14 protein-coding genes, 1 tRNA gene and 2 pseudogenes are annotated in these 18,670 nt (G+C 68.1%); 2 read left to right on the top strand and 15 right to left on the bottom strand.

The features are described from left to right. Positions 1-289: 289 nt before the first annotated feature. The 4 genes from K3F48_RS16330 to K3F48_RS16315 form a co-directional block, all read right to left on the bottom strand. Entirely contained in the window at positions 290-1,741 is a 1,452-nt protein-coding gene (locus K3F48_RS16330) for a chromosome condensation regulator RCC1 (RefSeq protein WP_222576490.1), read from the bottom strand. Between the two features lie 58 nt (positions 1,742-1,799). Continuing rightward, positions 1,800-3,209: an Ig-like domain repeat protein gene (locus K3F48_RS16325; RefSeq protein WP_222576489.1), complete on the bottom strand. Its 1,410-nt coding sequence runs from the start codon at positions 3,207-3,209 to the stop codon at positions 1,800-1,802. Between the two features lie 58 nt (positions 3,210-3,267). Next, the gene (locus K3F48_RS16320) at positions 3,268-4,686 is read right to left on the bottom strand and encodes a chromosome condensation regulator RCC1 (protein WP_222576488.1); all 1,419 of its coding nucleotides are present in this window, start codon (positions 4,684-4,686) and stop codon (positions 3,268-3,270) included. Between the two features lie 62 nt (positions 4,687-4,748). Next, positions 4,749-6,194: an Ig-like domain repeat protein gene (locus K3F48_RS16315; protein ID WP_255609180.1), complete on the bottom strand. Its 1,446-nt coding sequence runs from the start codon at positions 6,192-6,194 to the stop codon at positions 4,749-4,751. Between the two features lie 296 nt (positions 6,195-6,490). Between K3F48_RS16315 and K3F48_RS16310 the strand changes: the two genes are divergently transcribed. After that, a tRNA-Glu gene (locus K3F48_RS16310) sits at positions 6,491-6,566 on the top strand. 122 nt (positions 6,567-6,688) lie between these two features. Here the strand turns inward: K3F48_RS16310 and K3F48_RS24440 are convergent. From K3F48_RS24440 to K3F48_RS16295, 4 genes and pseudogenes are all read right to left on the bottom strand, one after another. Beyond that, positions 6,689-6,904 (bottom strand): annotated as a pseudogene (locus K3F48_RS24440) (GNAT family N-acetyltransferase); the annotation flags it as partial. 40 nt (positions 6,905-6,944) lie between these two features. Further along, positions 6,945-7,226: pseudogene (locus K3F48_RS16305) on the bottom strand (DUF1778 domain-containing protein); the annotation flags it as partial. A 194-nt stretch (positions 7,227-7,420) separates the two neighbouring features. Continuing rightward, on the bottom strand, positions 7,421-9,169 hold the full coding sequence (locus K3F48_RS16300; RefSeq protein WP_222576487.1) for a SulP family inorganic anion transporter: 1,749 nt from the start codon (positions 9,167-9,169) through the stop codon (positions 7,421-7,423). Positions 9,170-9,243: 74 nt separating this feature from the next. Continuing rightward, entirely contained in the window at positions 9,244-9,525 is a 282-nt protein-coding gene (locus K3F48_RS16295; RefSeq protein ID WP_222576486.1) for a helix-turn-helix domain-containing protein, read from the bottom strand. A gap of 153 nt (positions 9,526-9,678) precedes the next feature. On the opposite strand from K3F48_RS16295, the gene ung reads away from it, so the two are divergent. Further along, positions 9,679-10,347 carry a uracil-DNA glycosylase gene (gene ung, locus K3F48_RS16290; protein ID WP_222576485.1) on the top strand — a complete coding sequence of 223 codons (669 nt, stop codon included), beginning with the start codon at positions 9,679-9,681 and terminating at the stop codon, positions 10,345-10,347. A gap of 30 nt (positions 10,348-10,377) precedes the next feature. Here ung and K3F48_RS16285 read toward each other — a convergent pair whose 3' ends face one another. From K3F48_RS16285 to bamA, 7 genes are all read right to left on the bottom strand, one after another. Further along, positions 10,378-11,175: an SGNH/GDSL hydrolase family protein gene (locus K3F48_RS16285; protein WP_222576484.1), complete on the bottom strand. Its 798-nt coding sequence runs from the start codon at positions 11,173-11,175 to the stop codon at positions 10,378-10,380. Continuing rightward, on the bottom strand, positions 11,127-12,230 hold the full coding sequence (locus K3F48_RS16280; protein ID WP_222576483.1) for an OpgC family protein: 1,104 nt from the start codon (positions 12,228-12,230) through the stop codon (positions 11,127-11,129). The genes K3F48_RS16285 and K3F48_RS16280 overlap by 49 nt, the downstream gene beginning before the upstream one ends. 144 nt (positions 12,231-12,374) lie before the next feature. Beyond that, positions 12,375-13,565: a lipid-A-disaccharide synthase gene (gene lpxB, locus K3F48_RS16275; RefSeq protein WP_370631436.1), complete on the bottom strand. Its 1,191-nt coding sequence runs from the start codon at positions 13,563-13,565 to the stop codon at positions 12,375-12,377. Continuing rightward, the gene (gene lpxA, locus K3F48_RS16270) at positions 13,565-14,371 is read right to left on the bottom strand and encodes an acyl-ACP--UDP-N-acetylglucosamine O-acyltransferase (protein ID WP_222576482.1); all 807 of its coding nucleotides are present in this window, start codon (positions 14,369-14,371) and stop codon (positions 13,565-13,567) included. Before lpxA ends, lpxB begins: the two co-directional genes overlap by 1 nt. Positions 14,372-14,392: 21 nt before the next feature. Beyond that, on the bottom strand, positions 14,393-14,854 hold the full coding sequence (fabZ, locus tag K3F48_RS16265; protein WP_222576481.1) for a 3-hydroxyacyl-ACP dehydratase FabZ: 462 nt from the start codon (positions 14,852-14,854) through the stop codon (positions 14,393-14,395). 65 nt (positions 14,855-14,919) lie between these two features. Then, positions 14,920-15,975, bottom strand: a complete 1,056-nt coding sequence (gene lpxD / locus K3F48_RS16260) for a UDP-3-O-(3-hydroxymyristoyl)glucosamine N-acyltransferase (protein WP_222576480.1) — start codon at positions 15,973-15,975, stop codon at positions 14,920-14,922. Between the two features lie 164 nt (positions 15,976-16,139). Continuing rightward, positions 16,140-18,629: an outer membrane protein assembly factor BamA gene (gene bamA / locus K3F48_RS16255; RefSeq protein WP_222576495.1), complete on the bottom strand. Its 2,490-nt coding sequence runs from the start codon at positions 18,627-18,629 to the stop codon at positions 16,140-16,142. Positions 18,630-18,670 lie beyond the last annotated feature (41 nt).

Raw genomic sequence — 18,670 nt, 5'->3', positions numbered from 1 at the left:
GAAGGATAAAATCCCCAACCCTCGTCCTGAGGAGCCGCCGCAGGCGGCGTCTCGAAGGACGGCCGCAGGGCGAAATCTTTAGGCTTCTCCCCGTTGCCGTCCTTCGAGACGCCCGCGTCGCGGGCTCCTCAGGACGAGGGTGATAGGGCTGTAGTCCGTCACTCGATTACCCTGCCCTCATCCGACCCTCCCGTCGAGCGTCGGCGAGACTCGCCGAATTAGAGCAACAGCTCCTGAACTCGGCGCAGGCGACACAATTCGCGCCAGGCGAGGCCCGTCACGATCGTCCTCACGGAACGACCGTCAGCTCGCGCGACGCATTCGACCGCAGATGATTGGCGTCGAAGGGAAAGCTCGCCTTCAGCACATGCGTCCCGACAGTGAGCGCGGACGTCGACAAGCTCGCGCGGGCGCGGACGAGGGCTGTGAAGCCGGGCACGTTTCTGGGGGTGTAGCGACCTCTGTCATACGTCCCATTGCCGAGCTGGCCCCACCGATTGTCGCCCCAGCATCTCACGAAGCCCGCATTGGTCGATGCGCAAGTATAATTGACGCCCCCTCCGATCGCGGTGACGCCGTGAAGAAACGACACGCGATCTGGCGTGAGGCGGTCTGTCTTAGAGCCGTCGCCGAGCTGGCCGTCATAGTTCGAACCCCAGCACTTGCCGTCGCCGGCGCTGGTCACCGCGCAGCTATGCCGGGAGCCTGTCCCGATAGCGACGACGCTGTTCGAAAGTGTCGCCACATCGACAGGGGCGCGGCGGCCTGTCCGCGTGCCGTCGCCGAGCTGACCATAGTTATTCCGACCCCAGCACTTGACAGCCCCGGAGCTGGTCAGCGCACAGGTGTGAACATGGCCCGCCGCAATCGCGACGACGCCGCTCGAAAGACCCTTCACTGCGAGAGGGGTGTAGTGCAGCCTGCGGCTCGTCCCGTCGCCGAGCTGGCCGTAGGTATCCCAACCCCAGCACTTGACGGCGCCGGCGCTGGTCAGCGCGCAGCTATGATAACCGCCTGCCGTGATCGCGACGACGCCGCTCGACAGGCCAACCACGCTGCGGGGGGTACTCTGAAGATAGTCAACCCCGTCGTCGCCGAGCTGGCCCAAGGTGTCCAACCCCCAGCATTTGACGGCCCCGCCGCTGGTCAGCGCGCAGCTATGAAAATGGCCCGCCGCGATCGCGACGACGCCGCTCGAGAGGCCGGACACCGCGACGGGAGTGTGGCGGCGGATGGTCGTCCCGTCGCCGAGCTGGCCTTTACTATTGTCCCCCCAGCATTCGACGGCGCCGGCCTGCGTCAGTGCGCAGGTATGATCGAAGCGGCTGGCCGTGATCGCGACGACGCCGCTGGAAAGGCCCGACACGGCGACAGGCGTGGCGCGGTTGACGGAGGTCCCGTCGCCGAGCTGGCCTCTCGCATTGGCCCCCCAGCAGCTCACCCCGCCCGTCGACGTCAAGGCGCAGATATGCCCGTAGCCGGTGGCCAGCGTTCCGTGCCCTGTTCCGATGGACGACAGCGTCCCCGAGCCCAGCGCGACCGAGCCGTCGGAAAAGCTCACCTTACCCGTCGGCGCGCCGCCGCCGAGGCCGTCGACCTCGGCGGTGAGCGTCACCGTCTCTCCCGCTTTCGCCGGATCGGGCGCGGCGAGCAGGCGCGTGCGCGAAGGGTCGCGGGCGAAGGCCGGCGCCGCGAGGGCGAGAGTGAGGGCCGCGACGGCGAGAAGTCTGAATGCGCTCATGAGCGAAGCCTCTGAAAATACGGCAGAAGCGAGACAATAATCGTGCCGCGAGCAATCCTCACGGGACCACCGTCTGCACGCGCGGCGCGCTCGACGGCAGATGATTGGCGTCGCCGGGAAAGCGCGCCTGCAGCGCGTGCGTACCGACGGCGAGCGCAGAGGTCGACAGCGTCGCGCGGGCGCGGACGAGGGCCGTGAAGCCGGAGACGGGCGTGGGAGTGAGGCGGTCGATGGTCGTCCCGTCGCCGATCTGGCCGTAATCGTTATCGCCCCAGCATTTGGCGGCGCCGAAAAGGCTCAGCGCGCATGTCGAGTTGATCGCGAACACTCCGGACGAAAGACCGGGCACAGGAGCGGGCTTGAGGCTATCGGTGGTGGTCCCCCCCCAGCATTTGACGGCGCCGGAGCTGGTCAGCGCACACGTGCGGGTGCCGCCCGGGGCGATCGCGGCGACGCCGCTCGCTAGACCCGACACTGCAACGGGCGTTCCCCGGGTCCCCCCCGCCCCGTCGCCGAGCTGGCCATGGCCGTTGTAACCCCAGCATTTGGCGGCGCCGGAGCTGGTCAGCGCACATGTGTAGGAGCTGCCCGCGCTCGAGGCGATCACGGCGACGCCGCTCGAGAGGCCCGACACGGGCACAGGAGCAAATCTTGCCGTGTAGTCTCCGTTGCCGAGCTCGTTGAATACGTTATGCCCCCAGCATTTGACGCCGCCGGCGCTGGTCAGCGCGCAGCTGTGAAGTAGGCCTGCCGTGATCGCGACGAAGCCACTCCGGAGGCCCGAACCTGAGACGGGCGTGAGCCTCCTCCTCTCCGTCCCGTCGCCGAGCCGGCCGAAGCTGTTGTCGCCCCAGCATTTGACGCGGCCGGTGTGGGTCAGCGCGCATGTGTGGCCCAGGCCCGCCGTGATCGCGACGACGCCGCTCGAAAGTCCAGACACGGAAACGGGCGTGTGCCTGTCCGTCCGCGTCCCGTCGCCGAGCTGGCCCTGCCGGTTCGACCCCCAGCATTTGACGCCGCTGGGGCTGATCAGCGCGCAGCTGTGATAACTGCCCGCCGTGATCGCGATGACCCCGCTCGAAAGTCCGGACACGGCGGTGGGCGTGTGCCTGTCCGTCCGCGTCCCGTCGCCGAGCTGGCCGAAGTAGTTCCACCCCCAGCAGTCGACGCCTCCGGCGGAAGTCAGGGCGCATTTATGATACGCGCCCGCAGCCAAAACGGCCTGTCCCGCCCCGACACGCGACAGCGTCCCCGAGCCCAGCGCGACCGAGCCGTCGGAAAAGCTCACCTTACCCGTCGGCGCGCCGCGGCCGAGGCCGTCGACCTCGGCGGTGAGCGTCACCGCCTCCCCCGCTTTCGACGGATTGGGCGCGGCGAGCAGCCGCATGCGCGACGGGTCGCGGGCGAAGGCCGGCGCCGCGAGAGCGAGCGACAGGGCCGCGACGGCGAGAAGTCTGAATGCGCTCATGAGCAAAGCCTCCGTGAATGCGGCGGAAGCTAGACAATAATCGCTCCGCGAGCAATCTTCACGGGACGACGATCTGCCGGCGCGGCGCGCTCGACGGCAGATGATCGGCGTCGCCGGGAAAGCTCGCCTGCAGCACATGCGTCCCGACGCCGAGCGCGCTCGTCGACAAGGTCGCGCGGGCGCGGGCGAGGGCCGCGAAGCCGGGCACGTTTCTGGGGGTGTAGCGCGGCAGGGTCGTCCCATTGCCGAGCTGGCCCGACCCGTTCCTGCCCCAGCATCTCACGAAGCCCGCATTGGTCGATGCGCAAGTATATTCGGAGCCGCCGCCGATCGCGGCGACGCCGTGAAGAAACGACACGCGATTTGGCGTGAAGCGGTTCGTCCGCGTGCCGTCGCCGAGCTGGCCCGACTCGTTCGAGCCCCAGCACTTGCTGTCGCCGGCGCTGGTCACCGCGCAGCTATGGCGCACGCCTGTCCCGATAGCGACGACGCCACTCGAAAGGGTCGCCACATCGACAGGGGTGCGGCGGCCCGTCTGCGTGCCGTCGCCGAGCTGACCATGGCTATTCCGACCCCAGCACTTGACAGCCCCGGATATGGTCAGCGCGCAGGTGTGATAATGGCCTGCCGCGATCGCGACGACCCCGCTCGATAGGCCCGACACGGCGACAGGCGTGGGGCGCCTGTCGGTGGACCCGTCCCCGATTTGGCCGGCGTCGTTCATCCCCCAGCATTTGACGGCCCCGCCGCTGGTCAGCGCGCAGCTATGCAAATAGCCTGACGTGATCGCGACGACATCGCTCGAAAGGCCCGGCACGGCGACAGGAAAGCCGTGGCCCTCATCATCTTCGAAGGTGCCCCAGCATTGGACCGCCCCGCCGCTGGTCAGGGCGCAGGTGTGCAAGCCTCCGGCCGCAAGCGCGACGACGCCGCTCGACAGCCCCACGACGGATGTGGGGGTACGCCGATCCAGCCCCGACGCGTCGCCGAGCTGCAAGAAGAAGTTCGACCCCCAGCACTTGGCGGCGCCCGCGTGCGTCAGAGCACAGGTATGAAAGTCGCCGGCCGTGATCGCGACGACGCCGCTGGAAAGGCCCGACACGGCGACAGGCGCGAGGCGCCCGACGGACGTCCCATCGCCGAGCTGGCCGTCCGAGTTGCTCCCCCAGCAGCTCACCCCGCCCGTCGACGTCAAGGCGCAGATATGCCGCTCGCCGGCGGCCAGCGTTCCCAGCCCCGTTCCCACCGACGACAGCGTCGCCGAGCCCAGAGACGCCGAGCCGTCGGCAAAGCTCACCGAGCCTGTCGGCGCGCCGCGGCCGAGGCCGTCGACCTCGGCGGCGAGCTTCACCGCTTGGCCCGCTTTCGACGGATTGGGCGCGGCGAGCAGCCGCGTGCGCGACGGGTCCCGCGCCGAGGCCGGCGCCGCGAGGGCGAGAGACAGGGCCGCGACGGCGAAAAATCTGAAAGCGCTCATCCTCGAAATCTCCTGCAAAACAGGCAGAAGCTAGACAATAAGCGCGACGCGCGCAAGCTCGCTCACTTGACGACAGTCAGCGCGCGCGGCCCGCTCGACCGCAGATGATTGGCGTCGCCGGGAAAGCTCGCCTCCAGCCGATGCGTCCCGACGGCGCCCGCGCGCGTCGACAGCCGCGCGCGGGCGCGCACGAGCGTCGTGAAGCCGGGAATGAGCGTCGGGGTGCGGCGGCTGGCGTTCGTCCCGTCGCCGAGCTGGCCGGAACTGTTCCAACCCCAGCATTTGGCGACGCCGGCGCTGGTCGTCGCGCATGTGTGGTCTCCCCCCGCCGCGATCGCCGCGACGCCGCTCGCGAGACCCGACACAGAGACAGGGACCGAACGGTTCGTCGTCGTACCGACGCCGAGCTGGCCGAACAAATTGAGTCCCCAGCATTTGGCGGAGCTGGCGATGGTCAGCGCGCAGCTGTGAAAGTCGCCGACCGCGATCGCCACGACGTTGCTCGAAAGACCCGATACGCCGACAGGAGCAGAACGAGCGGTGGTCGTCCCGTCGCCGATCTGACCGGCGTTGTTGCCGCCCCAGCATTTAACGGCGCCGGCGCTGGTCAACGCGCAGGTATGGCCATCGCCGGCCGCGATCGCCACGACGCCGCTCGAAAGACCCGATACGGCGACGGGCGTGAGACTATCGGCGTCAGTGCCGTCGCCGAGCTGGCCCTCGAAATTATTGCCCCAGCATTTGACGGCGCCGGCGCCCGTCAGCGCGCAGCTGTGCAAGCCGCCCGCCGTGATCGCGACGACGTCGCTCGCGAGGCCCGACACCGCGACAGGAGCAGGACGCCTCGTCTGCGTCCCGTCGCCGAGCGCGCCAAAATCGTTGTCGCCCCAGCATTTGACGGCGCCGGCGCTGGTCAGCGCGCAGCTGTGCAGGCTGCCCACCGCGATCGCCACGACGCCGCTCGCGAGACCCGACACGGCAACGGGCGTCAAACGCGTCACGGTCGTTCCGTCGCCGAGCTGGCCTCGGGCGTTCCAACCCCAGCATTTGACGGCGCCGGCGCTGGTCAGCGCGCAGCTATGATCGTGTCCCGCCGCGACAGCGACGGCGCCGCTGGCGAGACCCGAAACGGCGACAGGGACGAGACGTGTGGTCGTCGTCCCGTCGCCGAGCTGGCCGTTATTGTTCTTGCCCCAGCATTTGACGCCTCCGCCCGAGGTGGTGGCGCAGCTGTGATAAAATCCCGTCGCCAGCGTCGCCTGCCCGGCCCCTTTGAACGTCAGCGTCGCCGAGCCGAGAGAAACAGCGCCATCGGCAAAGCTCACCGTCCCCGTCGGCGCGCCGCGGCCGAGGCCGTCGACCTCGGCGGTCAGCTTCACCGATTGGCCCGCTTTCGACGGATTGGGCGCGGCGAGCAGCCGCGTGCGCGACGGGTCCCGGGCCATGGCCGGCGCCGCGAGCGCCAGAGTCATAGCCGCGACAGCGAAAAATCTGAAAGCGCTCATCATCGAAGTCTCCTGCAAAGCAAGCAAGAGCTAGACAATAAGCGCGACGCGCGCAAGCTCGCTCACTCGACGACAGTCAGCGCGCGCGGCCCGCTCGACCACAGATGATTGGCGTCGCCGGGAAAGCGCGCCTTCAGCCGATGCGTCCCGACGGTCAGCGCGGAAGTCGACAGTGTCGCGCGGGTCAGATCGAGGGGCGAGAGCCGGCCGGCGGACCAATGATCCTCGATACCGGCTTGTCAGCCCGAGCGCAGCCCTCTATATGTTCGCCCGCTTTCGAAGCGGGCTCGCCCGCGACCGCGCCCATCGTCTAGAGGCCTAGGACGTCGCCCTTTCACGGCGAAAACACGGGTTCGATTCCCGTTGGGCGCGCCATTTGCGTATAAAACCGCGAACGCCCTTTTGTTCTTTGTAGATGACAGCCTTTTCGGGGCTGGTCCGGTTCGAGCACGATTGGCGACGTGGGCTGGGCTTTGAACCGCTGGGATTTGAGCGCGGAACGCAGCGGCTTCCCGGTCGACCGCATTGACGATCAGAGCGCGACCTCCGACGAGAGATGCGGCTGCGACACATCGCTGCAAGGCATGTTTGAGTAGACCCGTGCCAATTCCCTTGCCGGTCCAGTTCTGATCGGTCGCAAGCTGTCCCAGCAGCAGGCAGGGAATCGGGTCGGGCGGTTGACCGGTCCGAACGGACCGGGGCAGGCGTGACGGACGGCGATCTCCGCCGTGAAGCCCTTTTCCTGCCCGAGCTGCCCGTCTCCCATGGCGCTACACGTTGGAAGAGCTCGAGCATTTCCGGCGCTGCGCGCGCCGGTCCGGACAATGCTTCCATGAACGCCTCGAACCCGGCAGGCGTCATTCGAATGGGCGCCGTGTCCATGAGCACGTCTTCGGCTGCTCGCACCGCTGCATCGCGTACGAAATCGGTGCGCGAGCGGCCGCGCAGCGTAGCTGCCCGGTCGATGATGGCGATATCGGCTTCCGGCAACCGCATCGAAAGCGGACACTCTTTGCGCTCGACCGCTCGCGGCATCAGGACCTCCATGGCATCCATGCCATGGACAATCGTAGCGCATTTTACAGTACGAAATCGACTTCCGCGCGAGATTCCAGTGGTCTGCATCACCGATTTGATGGGCTTCGAGAGCGAGCCTGAAGGCGCGCCCGACGTCCAGGCGCTCCGGCAAATTCCCGTCTCGTGGGCCAGCTCGGCGGTTGCGCGCCGCCTCACGCCCCTTCCGTCACGGCGGCCGCCGGCCCCAATGGGGCGCCGCGCGAAGGGAGCGGCGGCTGACCGGCCCGCCGGCGCGCGTCGGCGACGGTCGACGCATAGAGCGCCTCCGGCTCATGCAGGCCGGCGGAGAGCAGCGCGCGGCGCACATTGGGCCGCGCCCCGGCGACGCAGACCGTCACGCCGCCGCGCCGCAGGCGCGCGACGAAAGCCTCGAGCGCCCTTGCCGCCGTGCTGTCGATCAACGGCGTCTCGCCAAAGTCGAAGATAAACACGCGCGGATAGCGTCCGATCTCGTCCAGCGCCGCGCTCACCGTCCCCGAGGCGCCGAAGAAGATCGCCCCGCTGATCTTGTAGACCATCACATCCGGATCGCTGGCCGCGGTCGAATCATAAGCGACGCGCGTTCCGCCGTAATCATCGGCCTGGTCCTCGTCGAGCAGGACGTCGCCCGTCTGCACCTCGACCGTCTCGGCGAGGCGATGCAGGAACAGGAAGGCGCCGAGCGTCACGCCGACGCCGATGCCGATCGTGAGATCCGCGAAAATGGTGAGCAGGAAGGTCGACGCCAGCACCAGGGCGTCGCCGCGCGAGGATTTGAACAGCGCGACGAACTCCTTCTTCTCCGCCATGTTCCAGGAGACGACCGCGAGCACGGCGCCGAGCGAGGCGAGCGGAATATAGGAGGCCAGCGGCGCCGCCACGAGCATGAAGACGAGCAGGAACACGGCGTGCAAAATGCCGGAGACCGGCCCGCGCGCGCCGCTGCGCACATTGGTCGCGGTGCGGGCGATGGTTCCCGTCACCGGCATGCCGCCGAAGACGGTCGCCGCCATATTGGCGACGCCCTGCGCCGCGAGCTCGCAATTGGAGCGATGGCGCCGCCCGCTCATGCCGTCGGCGACCACCGCCGAGAGCAGGGATTCGATCGCCCCGAGCATGGCGATGGTCAGCGCGTCCGGCAGCAGCGCGCGCATGGTCGACAAATCGAGCACAGGCAGCGCAGGGGCCGGAAGCGTCTGCGGCACGCCGCCGAAGCGCGAGCCGATGGTCTCGACGGGAAGGTGCAGCAGCGCCGTCGCCGCGGCGCACAGGCCGACGGCGATCAGCATGCCGGGCCAGGCCGGCCGAAACCGCCGCAGGGCGAGAATGACGAAGATCGCCAGCGCCGCAAGCGCCGCCGTCGCCGGCTTGGCGGTGCCGATCGCAGCGAGGATCGCCTCGAGCTTGGGCGCGAGCGCCGCCGGCTCGCTTTGGATGTCGAGCCCGAGCAGATCCTTGAGCTGGCTCGCGAAAATAATGACGGCGATGCCGGCCGTGAAGCCGACGGTGACCGGAAAGGGAATGTATTTCACATAAGCGCCGAGGCGCAGCAGCCCGGCGGCGAGCAGGACGACGCCGGCCATCAGCGTCGCGGTCGCCAGTCCGGCATAGCCGTGGCGTTCGACGATCGAATAGACGAGCACGATGAAGGCGCCGGCCGGGCCGCCGATCTGGAACCGGCTGCCGCCGAGCGCCGACACGAGGAAGCCGCCGATGATCGCCGTGTAGAGGCCACGGTCGGGGCCGAGGCCCGAGGCGATGGCGAAAGCCATGGAGAGCGGCAGAGCGACGATGGCGACCGTCAATCCCGAGATCGCGTCGGCGCGCAAATCGGCGAGGCGATAGCCTTCGCGCAGAACAGTCACGAGCTTGGGCGTGAACAGCTCCACGAAGGTCGGCTGGCGGAAACGTCGATCTCTCATCTTGGCTCCTCGATGGCAAGGAGCGGCGGGATCGTCGGCGCGAGGTCGGCGGTCGTCGTCGCGGGATCAATCGGTCATGGCGCCGCGTTCGCGGGCGTGCTCGCGGGTCCGGCGCGGCGCAGTCGCGCGCCGCGGCCCGCCCCTTCGCTGCGTGCGTTCTCGCCGATCAGCTCGACTCCCGCCTCGTTCAGCGCCTCGACCACTTTGGTGAGCGTGTCGACCATGCCGCGCACATTGCCCTCGCTCGCCTCCATGCGTTGGATTGTCGGCAAGGAGACGCCCGAAAGCTCGGCCAGCTTCTTCTGATCTATGCCGAGCAGGGCTCTCGCAGCGCGCATTTGGGCGGCGGTGATCATTTCATCGGCTCACGTATGTACTATTAGCATATATGTGCTACATCGCCAAGCTGATGTGCAGGACATCAGCGCCCGGCCTTCGCAGGCGCGAAAGGCGCGAAGCGGACAGCGCCGTTCTCGCTCCTTCGACACGCTCATGATAGCCTCGAACTCATGAATAAACCGGTTCGCTTGGACGAAAGCTGGAAGGCGCGCCTCGCCGGCGAATTCGCCCAGCCCTATTTCGACGAGCTGCGCCGCTTCGTGCGCGCGGAATATGACAGGGGCCCGGTCTATCCGCCGGCCAGGCAGATTTTTCGCGCTTTCGACGAGTGCCCGTTCGATGCGGCCGAAGTGGTCATTCTCGGCCAGGATCCCTATCACGGCCCCGGCCAGGCGAATGGGCTGTGCTTCGCGGTCGAGCGCGACATCGCCCCGCCGCCCTCCTTACAAAACATCTTCAAGGAGATCGAGTCCGACCTCGGCCGCGAGGTCTCGCGCGATCCCGATCTCTCGCGCTGGGCGCGCCAGGGCGTGCTTCTGCTCAATGCGACCTTGACCGTGCGCGACGGCGCCGCCGGCTCGCATCAGGGCAAGGGATGGGAGCGCTTCACCGACGCCGCAGTGGCGGCGCTCTCGCGCGAGCGCGAGGGGCTGGTTTTTCTGCTGTGGGGCGCCTATGCGCGGCAGAAAGGCGCGGGCGTCGATCGCCGCCGCCATCTGGTGCTCGAATGCGCCCACCCCTCCCCGCTCTCGGCCCGCAACGGCTTCTTCGGCTGCCGGCATTTTTCCAAGGCCAACGCCTATCTGGAAGCGCGCGGCGCGGCGCCGATCGACTGGTGACGCGCGCCCAACGCCCTCGCCCCCGCCCCCTCAATTCCCCGGCGGGCGCCTTTTGGCGAAGAGGCCGACGATGACGGCGCGGGCGACATGCTCGGCCATGCACCGATAGCCGAGGTCGTTGAGATGGAAATTGTCGCGCGCCATCAATTGCAGATTGGCGCGGTTCTGCGCAATGAAGCGCATCGCGTCATAGCGGCGCACATAAGCGACGGTCTCGGCCGCGGCGACCCGCTGCAGCGCGTCGCGAATGGCGAAATATTCGCTGTCGCGCGAAAAGCGCGAGCTGTATTGCAGGCCGACCAGCACCGTATCGACCTCATTGTCCTTCAGCCAGCGGATGGTCGAGCGCACCGTATCCTCGAACTCCTCCGGCGCGACGCGGGCGAGCGCGTCATTGGTGCCGAGCTGCCAGAGCAGCAGATCGGGCTTCTCCAGCGCCACCTCGCTCTTGATGCGCTCGGCGGCCACCGACGCGACCTCACCGGAGACGCCACGATTGGCGATGACCACGTCGACAGAGGCGAGCGCGCCCTCGAGGATCGTCTCGAGCTGCGCCGGATAGGCCTCGGCTGCGGAGGATGCGCCGACGCCGGACGTGGAGGAGGAGCCGATCGCGACGATGCGCAGCCGGCCTCGCCGCAGCGCCGCCGCCACATGCGGCAATTGGGCGGGCGCGGCGATGTCGCCGGCCGGCGCCTCGCAGGCCGGCGACAGCGGCGGCGGCGCGAGCGGAGCGGCGGCCTCCTGGGCGCAGCCGGCCGCGACGCCCGCGCCCAGCGCTAGGCCGCAGAGGCTTTCGACGATTTTACGCGCAACCTGTCTCGCCATTCCGAGGCCCATGCCGCCGCTCCCATGGAGCAGACGCCGAAGATAACGATGGCGGCGTCGGTGACAATAGCGCCGCCCGAAACGAAACGGATGATCTGCCCGGAAAGGCTCAGCAGCGAGCCGGCGCAGAACACATTGAGCGAATTGCGCCCGAGCAGCGAGAGGAAACCGCAGCAAGGCGGCGCCCATCGGGCCAATCTCCGATAGAGGCCGGCGAACAATGCGACGAGAGCGAGGCTGTGCAGCAGCCGCGGCGGCGACAGATAGGTCTTGTCGAACATGAATAGCAGCTTGGGCTCGGGCAAAGCGATCGGATCGGGCGAATAGTCGAGCCGCGCCGCGACGGCGCCGAGCGTCACCAGGGGAATGGCGATCCACCACAGCGCGCGCCGATGGCGTCGCGCAAAGGCGCCGATCCCGTTTTCTCCCGCCAGCAGAAAGCCGAGCACATAGATCAGCTGCCAGGACAAAGGGTCGAAAAACCACACGCCCTCGCTCGGCCAGGTGGAGAAATTTTGTCCCGAAGCGAGCGCGAAACCATAGATCGCGAGCGACACGGGCAGCACGACCACAGGCGCGTGGCGCTGCGCCAGCGCGACGAGCGGCGACGCGAGCAGCAGCACGACATAAAGCGGCAGGATATTGAAATAGCCCAGCTGATAGGAGAGCGTGACGAGCCCGACATGCGCGCGCACCGGATCGTAGAAAGTGCTGGAGGCGTTGTGCCAGTCGAGCAGGAAGGGCGCGTCGAGCAGGATCGAGGCGGCGGCGAGCAGCGCGATGGCCGCTTCCGTGGTGACGATCTGCGCGAGATAGACGGTGAAGGCGCGGCCCTCGAGCCGGAAGAACAGCCAGCGCGCCGACAGGCTCGCGGCGGGGCCGTCGCAGAGCTTGCGCAGCGCCCAGCCGGCGAGAAAGACGAAGAGCTCCGCGGAGTCGGAGAGCGAGACGTTGCGAAAGGTGAAGCGCTCGAAGAACACGCCCGGAATATGATTGACGAAGATGGTGACGAGCGCGAAGCCGCGCCAGAAGTCGATTTCGTTCGGCTCGCGCATGCGCTTCGCGGCGCTCCATTGCTCTTCTTCGCCTGTCGCGGAGCGCCCTCCGCCCCAGCCCCTGCGCGCCGCCCGAATCGGGCTTCCCAGCGGGCGACCCTGCTGGCGCCGATTGTCGTTTTTTTGGCGAGAACTCGCCTCCGTTCAAGGCGAGGCGCGCGCTCGCAGATGGGCGAGCACGCGCGCGGCGGCGGCTTGGCTCGGGCTTTCGCCCGCCGAGCGGATCAGCTCGCGCACACGGGCGAGGCCGCGCCGCTGCGCCTCGCGCTCGGGGCCGCCGAGGAGGAGCGGCTCCAGAGCCGCGGCCAGCGCCCGGGGCGTCGCCTCCGCTTGCAGAAATTCCGGAACGACGCGCTCGTCGAGCACGAGATTGGGCAGCGCGAAGCTGTCGACCTGAACCAGGAATTTCAGCAGCGCCTCGACCGGCGCGACCTTGTAGGCGACCGCCATGGGCGTTCCGGCCAGGGCCAGCTCCAGAGTGACGACGCCGGAGACGGCGAGCGCGGCCCGGGCGCCGCGGAAGGCGCCGTATTTTTCCGCCTGCGTCAGAAGACGCGGTCGAATCGGCCAGGAGGTCAGACCGGCGCGAATATCGGCCTCGACATGCGGCACGACCGGCAGAACGGCCTCGAAGGCGACGCGGCGCGACAGGAGCCCCAACACCGCGCCAAAGGTCGGCATGAGGCGCGCGACCTCGGCGCGGCGCGAGCCGGGCAGCACCACCAGCAGCGGCGGCGAGGCCTCGCGCCGCACATCGTCCTCGGGCGTCGGCGTCAGCTCGGCGAGGCAATCGAGGAGCGGATGGCCGACATAGGCGCAGGGCGGGCCGTCGAGCCGCCGCAACGCCTCGGGCTCGAAGGGAAGCACCGCGAGAACGTCGTCGACATAGGCGCGCATGGCGCGCGCGCGCCAGGGCCGCCAGGCCCATACGGTCGGCGCGACATAATCGATGATCGGAATTGCCGGCCGCGCCCGCCGCACGCGCCGCGCCACGCGATGAGTGAAGTCGGGCGCGTCGATCAGCACGAGACAGTCGGGCTCGGCCGCGAAGACCGCGCGCGCCGTCTCGGCGATCCGCCGGACGAGAAGCGGCAGCCGCAGCGCCGGCGCCAGCCCCATCACGGCGATATCGTTCATCGGAAACAGGCTCGCGAGCCCTTCGCCGGCCATCGCCTCGCCGCCGACGCCCGCGAAGCGGACATCCGGCCGCGCGGCGCGCAGCGCGCGCATCAGCAGCGCGCCGAGCAGGTCGCCGGAGGGCTCGCCGGCGACGAGGAAGATATGGGGCTCCGGCCCTCCCCCGCTTTGCGAGCGGCTTCGCGCCGCGCTCGCCACTACTCCCTCCGGCGCGGCGCGCACAGCGGACGCTCGCGCTCGGCCCGCAAAAAGACGATCAGCGCCTCGACATCGGCGTCGCCGGCGAAATCCTGCGCCGCGCGCTCGATCCGCTCGGCGAGCACGCCCTGCCCCGCCTCGTCCGAAAACAGCAGCCGGAACGCCGCGCGCAAGGACGTAAGGCGCGCGTCCGAAAAGCCGCGCCGCTGCAGGCCGACCAGATTGAGGCCGAAGAGATGGGCGCGATTGCCGCCGGCGAGGCCGTAGGGAACGAGATCACCCTCGAGCCCGGAGAGGCCGCCGATATAGGCATGGGCGCCGATGCGCACATTCTGATGCACGACGCTGGCGCCGCCGATCGCCGCATGATCGCCGACGCGCACATGCCCGCCCAGCAGGACCTGATTGGCGAGCACCACGCCGTCGCCGAGACGGCAGTCGTGGCCGACATGCGAATGGGCCAGGAAGGCGCAGCCGTCGCCGATCCGCGTCTCGCCGCCGCCGGCGGGCGTGCCGGCGTTGAGGGTGACGCCCTCGCGGATCAGGCAATCGGCGCCGATCACGAGCGCGCCGGCGGCTCCCTTGGCTTTGAGATCCTGCGCCGGCGCTCCGATCGAGGCGAAAGGATGGACGATCGTCCGCGCGCCGATGCGCGTGCGCCCCGCGACGACGACATGGGAGAGGAGCGTGACGCTCTCGGCGAGCTCCACGCCGGCGCAGATGTGGCAAAAGGGGCCGACGGCCACGCCATCGCCGAGCCGGGCGCCGCTCTCGACGATCGCAGTGGGGTGAATGCGCGCTTTCACATCATCCGCCCGCTACGCGCCTCAATCGGCGATCTTGGCGCTGACCTCGGCCTCGCAGACCAGCGCGCCGTCGACGAAAGCGCGGCCCGAATACCAGACGATGTCCCGCCTCTGCGCCGTCTTCGTCAGATGGAATTCGACCCGGTCGCCGGGCAGCACCGGACGGCGGAACTTGGCCTTGTCGATGGTGACGAAGAAAACGCCGCCCGGACGATCCTGCGACGGCCGCGCATTGAGCGCGATCGCGCCCGCCGTCTGCGCCATGGCCTCGATCAGCAGCACGCCCGGAAAGATCGGCCGCTCGGGAAAATGCCCCTGGAACTGTGGCTCGTTGACGGTCACATTCTTGACGCCCACCCCGAAGCGGTCGCCGTCGACATCGATTACGCGGTCGATCAGCAGAAAGGGATAGCGATGCGGCAGCAGCTGCATGATCCGCGCTATGTCGATCGTCACGCGCGTCGTCGGGGTCGTGTCTTCCATGTCTTTCTCCTCCCTGGGCGTCGGCGTCTCGAGGCCGACTTTCCCGTCGATCGCGGCGGCCGCGCTCAGCGCTCGCGCCGACCGCCGTCGCGCCGTGCGAGCCGGTCGAGCAGCAGCTCGCCGCGCAAATGGCGTCGCGCCGGCCGCGCCGGGGCTCCGCTCAAACGCGCGAGCGGCGGCGCATCGCGCGTCACGCCGGCCTTGGCGGCGATCTGCGCGCCATCGCCGATGGCAATATGCCCGCCGATCGCCGACTGGCCGCCGAGCGCGACGAAATCGCCGAGCTCGCAGGAGCCGGCGAGGCCCGATTGCGCGACGATGACGCAGCCGCGCCCGATCACCACGTTGTGGCCGATCTGCACGAGATTGTCGATCTTGGTCCCCTCGCCGATGATCGTGTCGCGCGCCGAGCCGCGATCGATCGTAGTGTTGGCGCCGATTTCGACGTCGTCCTGAACGATGACGCGGCCGATCTGCGGCGCCTTCACATGGCCCTGGCGCGACAGCACGAAGCCGAAGCCGTCCTGCCCCAGCCGCGCCCCGGGATGGATGATGACCCGGTCGCCGATCAGAGCGCAGAGAATGCTGGCGCCGGCGCCGATCGAGCAGCCGCGGCCGATGCGCACATCCGGGCCGATCGCCGCCAGCGGGCCGATCACGCTGCCCGCGCCGATCTCGGCGCGCGGACCGATGACGGCGCCGGGATCGACGATCGCGCCGGGCTCGAGCCGAGCGGACGGATGCACGACGGCGCCGGGCGAAACGCCGCTCGAAGCGAACAGCGACTGCGGCCGCAGCGCGTCGGGAAACAGCGCCGCCGTGACCTTGGCCATCGCCTTGTGCGGCTCCGGCGCGATCAGGCCCACGACGCCCGGCGGCAGCGCGGCAAGATCGCGCGCGCGCAACAGGCAGGCGGTGGCGCGGCAGAGCCGCAGCGCCTCGGCGTAACGGGGCCGGTCATAGAAGGAGAGGTCGCCGGGGCGAGCGCGATCGAGGGCCGCGACCCCGATGATGATCGCGTCCGCTCCCGGCTCGGATCCCGCGAGACGCGCGCCGGCGATCTCGGCGACCTCCGCCAGGCTCGAGGGTCGGTCGAGACGGAAGAATCCGCCCGCGCTCATCGCTTAAGCCCTCCGGGTCGGGACGATCGCGGCCGGGCCCGCGCGCGTCGCGCCCCCGCCGCATCGTCCTTGCGAAGAAAAATCCCCGGACGGTCCCTGTCGGGGCCTCCGGGGATCGAGAGCAACTCTATCCGGCGCGCCATGCGCCGGAAAGGCGGCGGCGATCAGAAATTGGCGCCGCCGGAGAAGCGGAACCGCTGCGTCACGTCGCCATAGGCCTTGGAGAGAATGACCGCATAATCGAAGCGCATCGGTCCTATCGGCGATTGCCACAGCGCCGAGGCGCCGACAGAGGAACGGATTTGCGCCGTATCGCCGGAGACGGTGATACAGGTGCCCTGTCCGTAGTTCGATTCCACTGTATAGGCATAGGTGCAGGTCGGATTATAAACGCCCGTCAGCGACTTGCTGAAATTGGTCTGCCCATTGTAGCCCCAGAGCGTGCCGGCGTCGGCGAACAGAGCGCCGCGCAGGCCGATGTCCTTGGGCAGGCCCCAGATCGGGAACTGCACCTCGAGCGAGCCGCCGATATAATTCGTGCCGCCGAGCGAGTTGCCGTAAGTGCTCGTCCAGTTCGAAATATCGCGCGGGCCGAGGCCGCCGGGCGCGAAGCCGCGCACCAGGGTCGGACCGAGGTTGAAATTGTCGATCACACGGAACTTGTAATCGCCCAGGCCGAACATATTGCCGCCCTGCACGCGCGCGATGCCGACGACGTCGTCGAGGAACGGCAGCTCGTGATAATAGCGGATGTCGCCGGTGGTGCGCACATAGCGGCTGTCGCCGCCGAGGCCGGCGATGTCCTGCGACAGCTGGGCGTGCACGCCGTTCTTCGGATTGCGGAAATTGTCGAGCGAATTGTATGACAGCGTGTAGCCGACCAGCGAGGTGAGCCGCGAGCCCACCGACTCCTTGATCGCCAGCGACGCCTCGCCATTGCTCTGGCAGTTATAGTAGAGGCTGACGTCGGCGGCGGTCGGCGCATAGGCATAGCCATAGCCCGGCGTGTAGCCCCAGATGGGGTTTTGACAGTCGTTATAGGGGCGCGTGCTGCTGTTCGGGATCGAAATATTAGTGTTGTAGATCGAATAGCGCGGCGAGAAGCTGATCTCCTCGGTGATCGGCACGCCGAAGCGCACCGTGCCGCCGATCGAGGTCGTGCTGTAGTAGGAGTAGTAATAGGCGTCCGACTTCTTGGCGAAGATGTCGAAGCCCGCCGACATTCGCTGGTCGAGGAAATAAGGCTCGGTGAAGCTGAGGCTCACGCCGCGGGCGCGCTGCCCCACCTGCACGGAGGCGCGCGCCGCCTGGCCGCGACCCATGAAATTGCTCTCCGACACCGACACTTCGCCGATGAAGCCTTCGACCGTCGACCAGCCGCCCGAGACGCCGAAATTGCCGGTCGCCTGATCCTCTAGATCGACATTGATGACGACGCGATCGGCCGAGGAGCCCGGCTCGTTGGTGATGCGCACCTTCTTGAAGAAGCCGAGGCCGTTGAGGCGGCGCTCGGCGCGGTCGATCAGCACGCGATTATACGCATCGCCCTCGCCGATCTCGAACTCGCGGCGAATCACATAATCGCGCGTGCGCGTGTTGCCGCGAATATTGATGCGCTCGATGTAGACGCGCGGACCCTCGTCGATCACGAAGCGAATCGCCACCGTCTGCGCCGCCGGATTGCGCTCGCCGCGCGGACGCGCCTGCGAGAAGGCGTAGCCCTTCTTGGCGATGTCGCGCGTCAGCGCCTCGACCGTCTTCTCCACCGCGTCGCCATTGTAGACGTCGCCCGCCTCGATGCGCAGCTCGCCGCGCAGCGATTGCGGATCAATGTCGGGCAGATGCGATTCGATGTCGACGACGGAGACGCGATATTGCGGCCCCTCCTCCACCACGACAGTGACGATGTAGCCGCCCTGCGCCGGATCGAACACGGCGTCGGAGCTGACGACATGGAAATCGGCGTAGCCGTTCTTCAGATAGAAGCGGCGGACCAGCTCGAGATCGGACGCGATGCGGTCCGGATCATAGACGTCGCTCGTCTTCAGGAACGACAGAAAGTTCATCTCCGTCGTCTCCATCAGATCGACGAGACGGCCGGTGGAGAACACATTATTGCCGACGAATTTGATCTCCTTGACGCCGGTCTTCTCGCCTTCCTCGACGGTGAACACGACGTCGATGCGGCCGTTGGGCAATTCGACGGTCCGATAGGTGATCTTGGCGCCGGCGCGGCCCGAGCGCTTGTAGATCTCGAGGAGGCGCGCGATGTCCTGCTCGACGACGACCTTGTTGAAGGAGCCGTGCGCGCGCGTGCGCACTTCCGAGGTCAGCGTCTCGGTCTTGACCTTGCTGTTGCCCTCGAAGACGACGCGATTGATGAGATTGGTCTCGGATACGTGGACGACCACGCGTCCCTTCTCGCGCGACGCCGACACGCTGGAGAAGCGGCCGCTGTTGCGCAGCGCCTGCAGGCCCTGCTCGACATCCTGCGGGCTCGTGCCGGCGAAATAGGAACGGATCATATCCGCATCGCCGCGCGTGTTGCCGACGACGACGATGTCCTCCGCATATGCGGGCGGGGCCAGAACGAGGATAGCGGCCACCGCGGCCAAGACACAGGAACGTTTCCAGAAAGCCTCGATGGACAGCATCATGAATCCTAAGTCCTCGTCGCCGCGTCTGCCGCCCGATG

Origin of the sequence: Methylosinus sp. Sm6, from assembly GCF_019802345.1 — a bacterium.
Classification (GTDB): Bacteria; Pseudomonadota; Alphaproteobacteria; order Rhizobiales; family Beijerinckiaceae; genus Methylosinus.
Note: the sequence above shows the minus strand (reverse complement) of the source record. Positions and strands in the feature narration are given on the sequence as shown.